This is a genomic window from Thalassospira australica (assembly GCF_044790785.1).
GTDB lineage: Bacteria > Pseudomonadota > Alphaproteobacteria > Rhodospirillales > Thalassospiraceae > Thalassospira > Thalassospira australica_A.
Genome location: NZ_CP085258.1, coordinates 46548 through 61767, shown reverse-complemented (window position 1 = coordinate 61767; position 15220 = coordinate 46548). Strand labels below are relative to the sequence as shown.

At 55.4% G+C, this 15220-nt stretch carries 13 protein-coding genes; 7 read left to right on the top strand and 6 right to left on the bottom strand.

The features are described from left to right. Positions 1-40: 40 nt before the first annotated feature. Together LG297_RS00260 and LG297_RS00255 are read right to left on the bottom strand one after the other, a co-directional pair. A complete protein-coding gene (locus tag LG297_RS00260; RefSeq protein ID WP_404423985.1) occupies positions 41-1699 on the bottom strand; it encodes a stimulus-sensing domain-containing protein in 1659 nt (552 codons plus the stop codon). 63 nt (positions 1700-1762) lie between these two features. After that, complete coding sequence (locus LG297_RS00255) at positions 1763-2479, bottom strand: response regulator transcription factor (protein WP_404423983.1); 717 nt, start codon at positions 2477-2479, stop codon at positions 1763-1765. 337 nt (positions 2480-2816) lie between these two features. On the opposite strand from LG297_RS00255, the gene LG297_RS00250 reads away from it, so the two are divergent. The 6 genes from LG297_RS00250 (at position 2817) to LG297_RS00225 (ending at position 11554) form a co-directional block, all read left to right on the top strand. Further along, entirely contained in the window at positions 2817-4604 is a 1788-nt protein-coding gene (locus LG297_RS00250; protein ID WP_404423981.1) for a cache domain-containing protein, read from the top strand. Continuing rightward, a complete protein-coding gene (locus LG297_RS00245; RefSeq protein WP_404423979.1) occupies positions 4604-6019 on the top strand; it encodes a sigma-54-dependent transcriptional regulator in 1416 nt (471 codons plus the stop codon). Before LG297_RS00250 ends, LG297_RS00245 begins: the two co-directional genes overlap by 1 nt. Before the next feature lie 579 nt (positions 6020-6598). Beyond that, positions 6599-7564 carry a TAXI family TRAP transporter solute-binding subunit gene (locus LG297_RS00240; protein ID WP_404423977.1) on the top strand — a complete coding sequence of 322 codons (966 nt, stop codon included), beginning with the start codon at positions 6599-6601 and terminating at the stop codon, positions 7562-7564. Continuing rightward, positions 7561-8067, top strand: coding sequence for a DUF1850 domain-containing protein (locus tag LG297_RS00235; RefSeq protein WP_404423975.1), 507 nt, complete (start codon positions 7561-7563; stop codon positions 8065-8067). Before LG297_RS00240 ends, LG297_RS00235 begins: the two co-directional genes overlap by 4 nt. Before the next feature lie 12 nt (positions 8068-8079). Continuing rightward, on the top strand, positions 8080-10095 hold the full coding sequence (locus LG297_RS00230) for a TRAP transporter permease (RefSeq protein WP_404423973.1): 2016 nt from the start codon (positions 8080-8082) through the stop codon (positions 10093-10095). A gap of 175 nt (positions 10096-10270) precedes the next feature. Further along, a complete protein-coding gene (locus LG297_RS00225) occupies positions 10271-11554 on the top strand; it encodes an MFS transporter (RefSeq protein ID WP_404423971.1) in 1284 nt (427 codons plus the stop codon). A gap of 188 nt (positions 11555-11742) precedes the next feature. On the opposite strand, the gene LG297_RS00220 is transcribed toward LG297_RS00225, so the two are convergent. After that, a complete protein-coding gene (locus LG297_RS00220) occupies positions 11743-11925 on the bottom strand; it encodes a hypothetical protein (RefSeq protein WP_404423969.1) in 183 nt (60 codons plus the stop codon). 141 nt (positions 11926-12066) lie between these two features. Here LG297_RS00220 and LG297_RS00215 point away from each other — a divergent pair, with 141 nt between their 5' ends. Then, positions 12067-13056, top strand: coding sequence for a LysR family transcriptional regulator (locus LG297_RS00215; RefSeq protein WP_404423967.1), 990 nt, complete (start codon positions 12067-12069; stop codon positions 13054-13056). Between the two features lie 12 nt (positions 13057-13068). Here the strand turns inward: LG297_RS00215 and LG297_RS00210 are convergent, their stop codons facing one another. The 3 genes from LG297_RS00210 to def form a co-directional block, all read right to left on the bottom strand. Then, entirely contained in the window at positions 13069-13584 is a 516-nt protein-coding gene (locus LG297_RS00210) for a GNAT family N-acetyltransferase (RefSeq protein ID WP_404423965.1), read from the bottom strand. Between the two features lie 4 nt (positions 13585-13588). Beyond that, the gene (gene fmt / locus LG297_RS00205) at positions 13589-14518 is read right to left on the bottom strand and encodes a methionyl-tRNA formyltransferase (RefSeq protein WP_404423963.1); all 930 of its coding nucleotides are present in this window, start codon (positions 14516-14518) and stop codon (positions 13589-13591) included. Between the two features lie 161 nt (positions 14519-14679). Then, a complete protein-coding gene (gene def / locus LG297_RS00200; protein ID WP_404423961.1) occupies positions 14680-15198 on the bottom strand; it encodes a peptide deformylase in 519 nt (172 codons plus the stop codon). Between the last annotated feature and the right edge of the window lie 22 nt (positions 15199-15220).

Here is a 15220-nt window from a genome sequence, read left to right as displayed (position 1 = left end):
CTCTATCCTCACGGATAGAAAATACCACGACCTGACGGCATTACGCGCCTTCTTCAAGCGGCAGACGCAAGGTAAAGACCGCCCCCTTGACCTCGCCATCAAGGACTCGGTTCGATGCAGTCAGATCCCCGTTATGCGCCGATGCAATCCGTTTGGAAATCGAAAGCCCCAAACCGGAATGCTGGCCGAACTTTTCACCGGATGGACGTTCGGTATAGAAACGGTCGAAAATCGCTTCTTCCTTACCCGGCGGAATGCCAGGCCCGTCATCCTCGACCGTCACCACCGCCTCGTCCTTGTCGCGCCACGCACGCACACGTACGGTCCCGCCTTCGGGGGTAAAGGTAATCGCATTCGAAATCAGGTTTCGGAATACCTGCACCAACCGGCTTTCAAGCGCCGGAACAATCAGGTTTTCGGGCACTGACGCCTTGACCGGCGGCCCCGCCGCATCGGCATTGTATAGCTCGCACAGAGTTTGCAGCAATACGCGCAGGTCGACCTCCTCGGTCTCGGCGCGCGACAATTCCGCATCCATACGCGAATAATCGGAAATATCACTGATCAGTCGATCAAGACGCTGCACATCTTCGGCAATGATTTCCATCAGACGGCGCTGGCGTTCCGGATCTTTAAGGCGGGTTGCGGTTTCCACCGCACTGCGAAGCGAGGTCAGCGGATTTTTGATTTCATGTGCAACATCGGCGGCAAAACGTTCAATTGCATCCATGCGATCCCAAAGCGTTTCGGTCATATCGCGGAGCGTCGTCGACAGATCGCCGATTTCATCGCGACGATCCGAAAGATCGGGAATGGTAAACTGACGGTTCTTGCTACGCCGGACCCGTTCGGCCGCACGCGCCAACCGGTTTAACGGGCGCGTAATCACCCCGGCCAGATAAATCGACAGCAAAACCGTGATGCCAAATGCAAAAACAAAGATTTTCAGGATATCAAGCCGCACCGCATGCAGGGCTTTTTCGATCGCATCGCCATTTTTGGTCAGCATGATCGATGCCAGAACCTGCTTGAAGCGCTGTACCGGCACCGAAACCGAAAGCACACGCCCGCCTTCCGTATCCACCCGGACCACACCACGCGAATACCCTGCAAGGGCGGCTCGCACTTCAGGATAATCGTTGGCACTGGCAACCGGCGGATCGACATAAAGCGGAAGCGGTTGCTCGCCTTCAAAGATCGACAGCACCCCTTCGGTCAGCTTGCGCATAATTTCGGCAAACTGGTCGTCTTCACCCGGTACGGGAAGTTCTTCGGCCTGGACCGCGCCGCTGCCAAATGTCCGGACATTCCGGCTGTCTGCGATCAGTTCGCCATTGGCCCCGAACAGTCGCGCACGTGCGCCGGTAATTCCAACAAGACGACGCACCATTTCGCGCGCAACTTCAAGCTTCACCCGGTTGGTAGCATCATCGCTCTGTCCGACGGCAGAGGTTGACAGGGCGGCAGCATACATTTCCGCCTGTACAGCCATGGCTTCAAGTTCGGAATGGATCAGTTCCTGCTTGTAACGGCCAAGATAAAGTATCCCCGCAACCAGCACAAAAAGCGCCAGCGCATTCACCGCCAGAATGCGCCAGGTTAACGGGGAAAAAAGCCCGTGACGTTCCTCTATCCGTGCAGCACGGATTTCATGCTGTGGTGCGGAATGCTGTTCGGCCGAGGCAGGTAATTCGCTCATTCAGACCCGCAATTCAGGCCGGACCAACCGGCCCGGCACTGCGACAAGACTATAATCTGGGTTTCAGCTCGCGACTGTGGCAGTGTCGCGGTAACGGTAACCGACACCATACAGGGTTTCGATTTCTTTGAATTCCTTGTCGGTTTCACGGAATTTCTTGCGCAGACGTTTGATATGGCTGTCGATCGTACGGTCATCAACATAGATATGTTCACCATATGCCGCATCAATCAACTGGTCGCGGTTTTTAACATGGCCCGGATGTTTTGCCAGCGCCTGTATCAACAGGAATTCCGTCACTGTCAGGTTCACATGCTGCCCCTTCCAGCTGCACATGTGGCGCGACGGGTCCAGCACCAGATCGCCCCGCTGAATGACGTCTTCCGAACCGCTTGGGCGGACACCGCCTGCCCGCATGATTTCGGCACGGCGTAAAAGGGTACGGATACGTTCGATCAGCAAACGCTGCGAGAACGGCTTTTTGATATAGTCATCTGCGCCAAGGCGCAAACCGGTCAGTTCATCGACCTCGTCATCCTTGGACGTCAGAAAAATGACCGGCATCTGGGACTTTTTGCGCAGATGTGTCAGCAGTTCCAGACCATCCATGCGCGGCATCTTGATATCGAGCACGGCAAGATCGGGCTCTTCCTTGGTCAGCGCATGCAGCGCTTCGGACCCGTCGGAATATGTCTGGACCTCATAGCCTTCTTCTTCAAGCGCCATCGAAACCGATGTCAGGATATTACGGTCGTCATCAACAAGTGCGATCTTACTCACCTGAACCTCGTCAGTTGGACAGATTAAAATTTGAAACAGCCTAACAAAATACACCCCATTGTGGCGAAAAAATAACCACTTGAGGCATATTTGAGGCTTTGTTCATGTACGACAGAAACCGCGTCACGGTTTTCAGCCGTTCCGTCATGCAGAAAGTAACACGCAATAACGGTATCCAAATGCGTCTTTATTGACTCCCTGCCCCCAAGCTACATAACTATCGTGCGCCGGAACGGGAAACCGGAGTCCCCATTACCGGACCGGTCACCCGAAACAATGCGCCCGAAACAGTCGGCAACAAATAGGGCAGGGACCCATTAACGCGCGGGAGGCAGGATTGTTCTATTGGCTAAGTACCTATAGCCGCGCGTCATTGAGTCTGGCAGGGATTGTGATTGCCGGTCTGGTCGTCTGGCTTGCCGTCAATTCGACCGGAAACCTTGCCATCAGCCAGTTGCAGCAAACAGCCCAGGCCCGTCTGGCCTTGTATGAGAGTACGCTGCGCGCTGCCGTCGACCGCTATCGTTATCTGCCCTATGTCGTGGCGCGAAACCATGAAATCGTCAATGTCGTTACCGGCAATGGCAGCGCGGATATCGCCAATCAGTATTTGCAAAAGGTCAATGACCGGTCCGGGGCCGCCGCCCTTTATGTCATGGACAAAACCGGTAACACAGTTTCTGCCAGCAACTGGGGAACCGCCGACAGCTTTGTCGGACAGGATTACAGTTTCCGCCCCTATTTCACCGAAGCTTTTGCCGGTGGTGAAGGCTTTTTCTATGGCATCGGGGTAACAACCGGCCGATCCGGACTTTTTATTTCCCATCCGATTTCACGTGACAACGAGATTGTCGGTGTTGTCGCGGTCAAACTTGAACTCGATGAACTTGAACGGAACTGGCAGGACGGCGGGGAAACGGTTTTCGTTTCCGATGCCGACGGGGTGATCATGTTGACCAGTCGCGGCAACTGGAAATATCGCACCATTCGCCCGCTGACCGAACCCGAACGTGATCGGATTTCGCGCAACCGCCAATATTCCGGACAGGAACTTTTGCCGTTGAACATGGATGAAAACCCGTCCGGTGAGGATGGCCTGCTTGAAATCGGTAATGAACGCTTTCTGTTTGATATCAAACCGATTAGCGGCAGCGAATGGAATCTGTTTTACCTGACCCCGATGGATTATGTCGCTGAAAGACGCACCAGTGTCATGCTGATCGCCATCATCGGGTCGGGTCTGATCATTCTGATTGTCCTGTTCCTGCGCGAACGTGAACTCAAACTGGCATCCCAGCGCAAATCCATGGAATTCGCCCGCATTCAGGCCCTTAATACCCGGCTTGAACAGGAAATTGGCGAACGCCGCAAGACCGAGGCCGAGTTGCGCGGCACACAGGACGAACTGGTTCAGGCCGGAAAACTTGCCGCTCTGGGCCAGATGTCGGCAGCCATCGCGCACGAAATCAATCAGCCGATAGCGGCCATCCGGACTTTCTGCGCCAGCGCCAAACTGATGCTTGAACGCGGCAAGCCGGAAAATCTCGGCCCCAATATCGAACAAATTGCCGCCCTGACCGAACGCATGGGTGCGATTACCGGCCAACTTAAAACCTTTTCGCGCAAATCGACAGGCGTTCTCGAACCCGTCAATATCCGGGCCGCCCTTGATAACGTGATACAATTGCTGTCATCCCAGCTTCACAACGAAGGCTGTGTTCTGGAACAAAAGGAATGTGACGGCGAACTGATTGTCCATGCCGATCTTGTCCGCATCGAACAGGTTTTCGTCAATATCATCCGCAATGCGCTTGATGCGATGAATGGCCTCGACGCCACCGATGGCACAGCAGAAAAACGGGTTGTCATCGAACTTTCCGGTTCAAAGGATCAGGCAACCATTCGAATATCCGATACCGGCCCCGGTATCGGCGAGGAAAGCCTGGGATTGCTGTTCGATCCGTTCTTTACCACCAAGGATCCGGGGCAGGGGGTCGGGCTTGGCCTGTCGGTCACCTACGGGATTGTCCGTGACTTTGGCGGCAATATCCGGGCCTATAACCGTGCACGCGGCGGAGCCTGCTTTGAAATACAATTGCCACTGATGCGGGGGACGCAGAAGTAATGCCGGACTCAACCAATGACAAAAATGTCGCAACCGCAAATCCGCGATTGCCCCATGTGATCATCGTCGATGACGAGGCAGCCCTGCGCGTTTCCCTGTCCCAATGGCTTGATCTGTCCGGATATGTCGTTGACGTTCATGCCGATGCGGTTTCCGCCCTTGAAAACATCACGCCCGACTTTGCCGGGGTCATTCTGACCGATGTCAAAATGCCAAAACTTGATGGCATCGCCTTTACCAAATCCATCCTGAAAATCGACCGCGACATCCCCGTCATCCTGATGACCGGGCATGGCGACGTTCCGATGGCCGTCGAGGCAATGAAAACCGGTGCTTATGATTTCGTTGAAAAACCGTTCGAACCGACCGAAATTCTGGAAAACCTGCAACGCGCCATCGAGAAGCGCAAGCTTGTCATCGAAAACCGCACACTCCGCGCACAAATCACCCGGCAGGGCACGCTTGACAGCCGCCTGATTGGCAACAGCCAATCCATGCGCGCCCTAAAGGCCGAGATTGCCAACATTGCTCCGACCGAGGTTCCCGTTCTCGTTTCGGGCGAAACCGGTACCGGCAAGGAACTTGTTGCGCGCGCCATCCATGATCTTAGTACCCGCAGTGATCGGCGGTTTGTTGCCGTCAATTGTGCTGCCATCCCCGAAAGCACGGCCGAAAGCGAACTGTTCGGTCATGAAAAGGGCGCGTTTACCGGCGCAGCCAGCCGCCGGGTCGGCTGGATCGAACATGCCGATAACGGCACCTTGTTCCTGGATGAAATTTCAAGCATGCCGCTGGCCCTGCAGGCCAAGCTTCTGCGCGTGATCGAACAGCGCGAAGTCGTGCGGCTTGGCTCCAACACTCCGGTAAAGGTCAATTTCCGCCTGATCTGTGCCACCAACGAAGACCTGCCATCCGCAGTCGCCGAAAAACAGTTCCGCGAAGATCTTTTATTCCGGATCAACACGTTCGAATTGCAAATCGCTCCGCTTCGCCAACGCAAGGACGATCTGCCCCTGTTGTTCGATATTTTCGCCGAACGGGCGGCCGAGAATTTCGACCGCCCCTATGAAAAACCGCCTGCCACTCTGTGGGGAAATTTGCTTGGTCACGAATGGTCGGGCAATGTCCGCGAACTCAAAAATCTGGCCGAACGTTATGTACTGCTGACCGGAAGCCCCGATGATCGTTGGGCACGGCTTTTTAATACCGGCATCGGCAACAATGCATCGGCGCCCTCCGACAAGGCCGGGTCGCTGGCCGAACAGCTCCGTCATTTCGAACAGCACATCATCCGCGATGCCCTGATCCGTCATGACGGCAATATCAAACCGGTGATGGATGAACTTGATATCCCCCGCCGAACCCTGAACGAAAAAATGAAGAAGCTGAACATTCGCCGCGATACCCTTGAATAGCGACCATATCGCGACGATTTATCGCGTAGCCATAAAGTGTTAGGATCGTCGCCGGGCACGAAGATCGGCAAGATTTCGCCGAGCGACTGATCCCTTATCGGCAATTTATTGCCGACACCGCCAAACAGAATCTTATATCCGATTGATATATAAGCATAAAAATAATGGCCGGGCCTGGCATGGCATTTGCCAATCAAAAGGTCAAAACAACAAGAAATACTCGTTAGGGAGGATAACCAATGTCCGAAAAGTCATGCCTTCAACGCATGAAACATGATCGACCCTCTGGTCTGTCCGGAGTTCGATCAATCGGCTCGTATCGTGCTCGCAATTTTTCGGGTTTCTGACATCCCCTTGTGAACCGTTTCACAAGGCTTTTGCGCATGCCGTTTTCTGCGACCTGATCGGATACATCTTATCATCCCCGACTTTCTGTTAAATGCCCGAACAACACCGATTAGTTAGATAACAAGACGACCAACAACTGAGGAGATATCAAAAGATAACCGCCAATATTCCTTTATTGACCGTTTCTGATGTTATCAATGCAGTGAACATTGATCCTAGGGAGGACTACCAATGAAATTGCGGAATCTGCTTTCTGCAGCAGCAGCGCTGATGATGTTCAGCGCACCGGCATTCGCCCAGACCCAGCTTTCCATTGCGACCGGTGGTACCGGTGGCGTTTATTATCCGTATGGTGGCGGTCTTGCCGAACTGATCGGCAAATATGTTGATGGCTATGACGCCGTTGCCGAAGTCACCGGCGCGTCTGTCGAAAATATGGGCCTTGTTTCGCGTGGCGACAGCGACATCGCCATCGCACTCGCCGATACGGTCTATGCCGGCTACAATGGCATTGGCCAGTTCGAAGGCCGTAAACTCGACAATGTGCGTGCCCTGGCGTCGATCTATCCGAACGCTGTGCAGCTCGTAACCCTGGCCGACAGCGGTATCACCAGCCTTGCCGACCTTAAAGGCAAACGCGTTTCTGTTGGCGCACCGGGTTCGGGCACCGAAGTTTCGGCCCAGACCCTGCTCGAAGCCAACGGCATCACCTATGACGACATCGAAGAACAGCGCCTGAACTTCAACGAAACCGCCGATGCGATCCGTGACGGCGATATCGATGCAGGCTTCTGGAGCGTCGGCCCGCCCACCAGTTCGATCCTCAACCTTGCAACCACGCGCGATATCAAACTTATCGCGCTGACCGAGGAAGAAGTCGCTGCTGCCATCGAAGCAGAGCCGACCTTTGCAGCCTATTCGCTGCGCAAGGGCATCTATGAAGGTGTCGAAGCACCGGTTCTGACGATATCGACCCCGAACGTTCTGATCGCCAGCGCCGAAATGGACGAAGAACTGGCTTATCAGATCACCAAGACCCTGTTTGAAAAGGTCGATGAACTGATCGCCATTCACCCGGCGGCAAACGACACCACGGTTGATTTCTCGGTCGGGTCAACCCCGATCGCGATGCATCCGGGCGCGCTTCGTTACTACGAAGAAGCCGGCGCACCGTTCCTGGACCATCTGCGTCCATGATCGCAACCGAATGGGGGCGGCCGGTTCTGGCCGCCTTTTTCTTCCTTGCATGGGTGCCCGCCGGTCATGCCGGTGAAGCCCCCAAAGAAAGCGCCCAAAAAACCGATCGCCTCGAAATTGTCGGGTCGGATGGTCGTATTCTGGCTGAAACCGGCATTCCCCGTCAGGGGGGATGGTGCCTTTACTGGAACCATTCGGTAACCGGTGATGGCGTGATCGATTGCTATATCGACGATCACGGCAAGATGGTTCTGCATCGTTCCTACCAGCCCGATTTTGCCGCCGGTCTGGGCCATTATCCAGGTCGCGGCAAACTGACCAGCGCGGAAAACGGCGGTTACTGGATTGAAGATATCGATGAACCCGTTCCGGGAAATGCCTATTACCTCCGGGTTGGCAGTCTGGCGGTCAATCATCGTATTGTCACCAAAAGTGACGAGATCAATCTGTCGAAAATGGCCGAGCATACCCGTGTCACCATACGGCTTGATACCGGGGATTAAGGATTTTAATTGATGACTGAACCGGCACCTCTCCCGTCCATGCAGGACACAGTTGCCCAGCCCAAATTTGTTCTCGGGCTGATCACCGTGGTCGCAGTAGCGCTCTCGCTGTTCCAGATGTACGCAGCGGGGATCGAACCGCTTGGCCTGTTTTACCAGCGCTCGATCCATCTGGCCTTTGTGATGTTTCTGGCCTTTTTGATGTTCCCGGCTTTCGGCGCGAACCGCAAGCGCGGTGCGTTTGGATGGGCCATCGATCTGGCTTTTCTGGCCGGTGCATTTGTGACCGGATTCTATCTGTCTTTCTTCCTTGATGACATCGTCAACCGTGCCGGTTTCTGGACCAATACCGACCTGATCATTGGCATCATAGCCACAATCACCGTGCTTGAAGCCAGCCGCCGGGCTGTCGGCCTTGGCATGACGATCATCGGCATTATTGCAATCATTTATGCCCTTTCGGGTCCGCGCGGCTCATTACCGTGGCTTGGTGAATGGCTGCCCGGCATTCTCAGTCACCGTGGTGCGAGCATTGATCGTCTTGTCGGTCAACTTTATCTCGGCCAGGAAGGCATTTACGGCCTGCCGATGGGGGTTGCCGCGACCTATATCTTCATGTTCGTGCTGTTTGGGGCATTTCTTGAAGTCACCGGAGCAGGCAAATTCTTTATCGACATGGCCTATGCCGCAACCGGTCGTAAATCGGGCGGCCCGGCCAAAGCGGCTGTTTTGGCGTCTGCCGGTATGGGTTCGATCAGCGGCTCGGCAATTGCCAACGTTGTCACCACCGGTGCCTTTACCATTCCGCTGATGAAGCGGCTTGGCTATCGTCCGGCACAGGCAGGCGGCATTGAAGCCGCGGCCTCGACCGGCGGGCAGATCACCCCGCCGCTGATGGGTGCCGGGGCGTTCCTGATTTCCGAATATACGCAGGTACCATATCTCGAAATCGTCATGATTTCGATCTTCCCGGCGATCCTCTATCTCGGTACGGTTTATCTGTTTGTCCATATTGTCGCGCTGAAAAACGGTATGCGCGGCATGCCGGTTTCAGAACTGCCCGACTGGAAACAGGTGCTCAAGGAAGGCTGGCAGTTCATCCTGCCGCTTGGTGTTCTGATTTACCTTCTGGTGCTGAGCATTTCCCCGATGCGTGTCGGTTTCTGGGCGATTATTTCGGTCCTTGCGGTTGCCACCCTGCGTTACGCGATCTGGTTCTTCTATGTCGCGCCGCAGAACGGTGAAAAGGTCAGCCATGACCGCCTCAAGGCTGCCCTTGCCAATGGTGTCAGGATTACAATCGCTGCCCTTGAACTCGGTGCAAAGAACGCAGTTGCGGTCAGCATGGCCTGTGCGGTTGCCGGGATTATCGTCGGTGTTGTCGGCCTGACCGGACTGGGGCTGAAATTCTCGTCGATGATGATCGCGTTTTCCGGTGGCAATATCGTTCTGGCTCTGGTTCTGGTGCTTCTCGCCAGCCTGATCCTCGGTATGGGTCTGCCGGTGACAGCATCCTATATCGTTCTGATCGTTCTGGTCGGCCCGGCATTGTCGAACGAGTTCGGCATTCCGCTGCTGATCGCCCATCTGGTGGTGTTCTGGTATTCCCAGGACAGTAACGTGACGCCGCCCATTGCGCTGGCCGGCTTTGCCGGGGCCGCGATTGCCGGGGCCAGTCCAATGGCAACCAGTATGCAGGCGTGGAAATTTGCCAAGGGCCTGTATCTGATCCCGGCCTTTATGGTGTTCAATCCGGAAATCATCACCGGCGGTCCGCTGCCGCTGGTGCTCTGGACCGGTTTCACCGCGATCCTGTCGCTGGCGGCCTTTGCCGCAGCCCTCGAAGGGTTCATGTTTGCCAAAATCGATCTGGTATCCCGCATCCTGATCGTTCCGGCGACCATCGGTATTTTTTATCCCGATCTTCGAGCTGAAATTGCCGGCACGGTGGTTATTCTGGCGATCCTTGGCCTGAACTGGTGGAAAGGTCGCAATTCGGACGACCCGGCAGCGCAAGTCGCCGCCTGATTTGACCGGAAAAACCGGTTTATTTGCTATAAAAAGCACCCGCAAGGCATGTTCTTGCGGGTGCTTTTTCACATTATGCGCGTACAGAATACCTATGCATGCGGGCAGTAGACGCAAATCGCCCGGATCGATAAAATCGCGAGGAAATAATTCCTCATACTATTGATTGAACCCCATGCAATTCCTTACTCTTTTGCGACAGGCACCGCGCCCGCTTGCCTTTGGCGCGCTTCACAGCTTCGGCTCCTCCTTTGGTCAGACTTTTCTGGTCGCCCTGTTTGTTCCGTTCATCGGTGCCAGTCTTGCGATCAATGAAACGGAATTTGCCAATATCTATGCCGGGATCACAATTGGCAGCGCGCTGTGCCTGCCGTTTATCGGGCGGCTGATCGACCGGATCGATATCCTGCGATACAGCCTCGCGACCATGATCTTGCTGGCGATCGGCTGTTTTATCATCGCGTCCGCCCAATCGATCTGGATGCTGATCGGGGCTCTGTTCATTCTGCGTCTGGCAGGTCAGGGCCTGATGACCCATGTCAGCATGACTGGTATCGCGCGCTATTTTGACCGCAGCCGCGGCCGGGCACTGGCGATTGCAAGCTTCGGCTTTCCGGCCGCCGAGGCGATTATGCCGGTCACCTTGCTGGCCCTGATCGCGGTTTTTGGCTGGCGGATGACCTATGCCGGGGCCGGTGTTTTTGTCCTGATTATCCTGATGCCAATCGCCATCCTGCTCATCCGCGACAACGCAAAATTCCGCGAAGCACCGGGAAAATCGACAAAGACTGAAAACAAAAAAGCCACCGCTACCAACAGGAATGGGGAGCTGGACGAGTCGCCCACCACCAGCAGCCATCCACGACTGTTTCGGTCACGCTATATCTGGTTCTGCATGCCGATGCTGGCCGCCCCGCCGCTGGTGATGACCGCCCTGTTTTTCCATCAGGGATCGATTGCAGCCAGCAAGAGCATCGACCTTGCGTGGTTTGCCGCAGGCTTCACGGTATTTGCCATCACATCGGTGATCGGAGCATTTGGCAGCGGGCCACTGATTGACAGCCATACCGCGCGCAAACTGTTTCCCTATCATCTGATCCCGGCCATCGGCGCAGTTGTTCTGCTGGCGCTTGCCGAAAACCCGGTGATGATCCCTGTCTATATGGGGATGCTCGGCGTTACCACCGGCTTTGCCACCACACTTCGTACCGCGATCATCCCGGAACTGGTGCCGCTTGATGAAATCGGCGCGGTCCGCAGCACATTGACCGCGGTGATGGTTCTGGCATCGGCGATTGGGCCTGCGATTTACGGCTGGATGTTTGCCGCCAATATCGATATCGGCACGACGCTTTGGATCACCATCGTTGCAATGGCTGTGGTTTCAGTGCTGTCCTGGATGTCGGAACGACCGGGCTTCTATATCCCGCCCGGTATCGCCCGCCAAGCCGGTGAATAAGGCCAGGGGGATTTCAAAGTCGGAAATCGACGATGAGACAAAAAAATGGCCCGGAGCTCAAAAGAGCCCGGGCCAGTCGGGAAAACAGCGTCGTCTAGGGAGGAAGACGCTAGAAAAACGCGGTAGGCCATCGCGGGAGCGCCGTTTGGGGAGGAAAATCAAACGTCGCTCGACCGCGAGGTCGTCAGTTAGGCAGCACCGCCAACGGTACCAGCCGGATGCTTGATATCGGCGGACTTGTCAGAGCCTTTGAACAGGCTGCGGAACAGGCTGCCGATATATTCAGCGCGGAGCTGTTGGCCTTTGCGCACGCCAGCTTCAATCTCGCTGGTTTTGATATTCAGCTTGGCGATGTCAGCATAAGTGGTCATGGCAGACCTCCTTCAGATTTGGTTCGGTGCGACAACATGTCGCGTTCGATGAAGCCAATCTAATTTCCTTTACGGCAGATGAGAATTGCCTCAATATGCACATTACTTGTGAACATGCGTCATAAATAGGAAATATCGCCGATGGATCGCGCCGCAGAAATGGAAATCTTTGTCCATGCCGTTGAAGAAGGCAGCTTTTCGGCTGCCGCACGGACCATGCGTCTGTCGCCTTCAGCGGTTTCAAAATACATTTCGCGCCTTGAAGACAGACTTGGCGCGCGACTTTTGATGCGCACCACCCGCCAGCTTAGTCTGACTGAGGAAGGTCGCGCCTTTTACGAACGCGCCCGCACGATCCTAAACGAGATCGAAGAAGCCGAAGAAGTCGTCACCCAGCTTTACGCCGCCCCGCGCGGCACCCTTCGCATCAACGCATCGGTGGCCTTTACCAAATATCAGGTCGTGCCGCTGATCCCGGAATTTCTGGCGCGGTATCCCGATGTACGCATTGAATTGACGCTCGACGACAAATTCACCGATCTGGTCAACGATGGCTATGATCTGGCGATTCGCCTGTCGGCACTTGAAGACTCGTCGCTGATTGCGCGCAAATATGCGGTCAATCGCCGCATGATCGTCGCATCGCCGGAATATCTGGAAAAAAACGGTATCCCGCGCAAGCCGCAGGAACTTGAAAACCACGACTGTCTGCACCTGTCATCGCGCGAAAGCTTTAACGACTGGCATTTCGATACACCCGACGGTCACGTATCATTCCGCGCACAGGGCAGCTTTTCCGCCAATGACGGTGATGCCCTGCACGAGGCCGTGGTGGCCGGGCTTGGTATGGCGCGCCTGGCCGAATATCTGGTGCATGAAGACATACGCGCGGGTCGACTGACACCGGTTCTGACAGAATATGTTCACGATCTGGCGTGGATTTCGGCGGTGTATCCGCATAAACGTCACCTGTCGCCAAAGGTTCGTGCCTTTGTGGACTTTCTGGCCGAAAAATTCACCCCGATCCCGCCATGGGAACTGGGCCTGCGCGATGCTCGCTCCGTCCGCAAACCCGACGCCGTTACCGAGACCAAGGCCATCGCAGCCCCGGTAACCGGGCAGCAAAGCTAAGCGCAGAACCGGTCAACGAATCCGAAACCGGACATCGCCCGGACGGGCAGCAAACTGGTATTCGGACGAAGCGCTAAGATCATCAAGAGTACGGGTTCCGCCGGTTCGCGCGAACCCGCACTTTTCATAAAAGCGGTGGCCCGCAGTGAACCGGGTGTCGGTCCATAACACAAGATCAACGCAGTCCGGATGGGTTTGCGCCAACCAGTCAAGGGCGGTTTGCAACATCCGCTGGGCGATCCCCTGCCCGCGGGTTTTGCGATCCAGATATACCTTGTGCAATTCGGCCTGTTTTTGGACCGGATCATATTTGAGGCCAAGACAACCCAAAATACCCCGAGCGCCCTCGACCACCCAGATGCAACCATGATCGCCCGAGAAATCGTCGGCAATGGCATCAAGTTCCGGGAACTCGCTCCCACGATCAAAGATGCAACCGGGGTAATCGGCGAAGACCGCATCAATCAGGATTGCGATTTGATCGCCGTCCCGGTTGGTGGCTTTGCGAATGTCGAATGCCATTTCCATGTACTTAGCCCTGTAAAACGAGACCCTTGGCAAGCTTGTCATAGCCGCGTAACACCGCATCGGTATCCATAACTGCCTTGCCAGGCCGTTGAATGCGGGTCGGGCGCAGAGCACCGGTGCCGCACGCAATCGTCAGATTATCGTCAAGGATGGTGCCCGCCGGACCGGTCTGGTCGGTAACGATGGCGGCCTGTATCTTGATACGTTCCTTCCCGAATTCGAAATAAGCCCCCGGCCAAGGCGTAAACGCACGGATTTTGCGTTCTAGTGCGGCGGCATCGTCGGTGAAATCAAGCTGTGCTTCGGATTTCTCAAGCTTGGCGGCATAGGTCACGCCGTCTTCGGGCTGTTTGATTGCGCGCAATCCGCCAAGCGGAAGCTTTTCAAGCGCCTCGACAATCATTTTGCCACCCAGTTCGGCCAGGCCGTCATGCAGTGCATTGGCATAGGTTTCGGACGTGATCGGAATTTCACCAACCAGCAACATATCGCCGGTATCCAGCCCGACATCCATCTGCATGATGGTGACCCCCGTTTTGTCATCGCCCGCCAGAATGGCCCGCTGGATCGGGGCAGCACCACGCCAGCGCGGCAAAAGGGATGCGTGAATGTTCAGGCAGCCATATTTCGGCGCATCCAAGATCGCCTTTGGCAGGATCAGGCCATAGGCCGCGACCACCGCAACATCAAGATCAAGGTCGGCAAAGGCCTGTTTCTGATCATCGGATTTCAGGGAAACAGGTGTGCGAACCTCTATCCCCTGTTCGAGCGCCCACGCATGAACAGGAGTTGGCGTTTCCTTTTGCCCGCGTCCGGCCGGACGGGGCGGCTGTGAATAGACGCAGACAACATCATGACCGGCTGCGACCAGTTCCTTTAACGCCACAAGCGCGAAATCCGGGGTTCCCATAAAGGCAATGCGCAGCTTGGTCATCGGTCACGTCCTATCGTCATCAATCGGCTGGTTGGCGGCAATTTGGCGTTATCTTGGCCAAATGACAAGCCAAGCCTGCACAACCAAGCGTCAGATTTATCAAAACACTAAAACAAAAGGGCCAGAAAATCCGGCCCCTGAATTCTTCGATGCGTTTCTGATCAGGCAGACTTTTTCGTCTTTTGCAGCTTCTGCACCTTTTTCAGGATCATGTTGCGCTTAAGCGCACTGAGATAATCGGTGAACAGGATGCCATCAAGGTGGTCAAGTTCGTGCTGGATGCAGGTTGCCAGCAGGCCATCAGCCTCGATCTCGTGCTCCTTGCCGTTTTCATCGAGATAGCGCAACCCGACTTCGGCCGGGCGTTCGACATCGGCATATTGTTCCGGGATCGACAGACAGCCTTCCTGATAGACCGATGTATCCTCGGACTCCCAGATGATTTCCGGGTTCACGAGTTTCAGCGGCTGGGGCTTTTCCTTGTCATCAGACACATCCATGACGACCAGACGTTTCATCACGCCGATCTGGGGTGCAGCAAGGCCGATACCCGGTGCCGCATACATGGTTTCAAGCATGTCATCGAGCAATTCACGGATTTCGTCATTCACCTCGGCCACCTCTTCGCATTCCTGCTTGAGGCGGGGGTCGGGAATAATGAGAATGTCGCGCAGGGCCATGTGTCTTCTGTCCGGGTTTGGA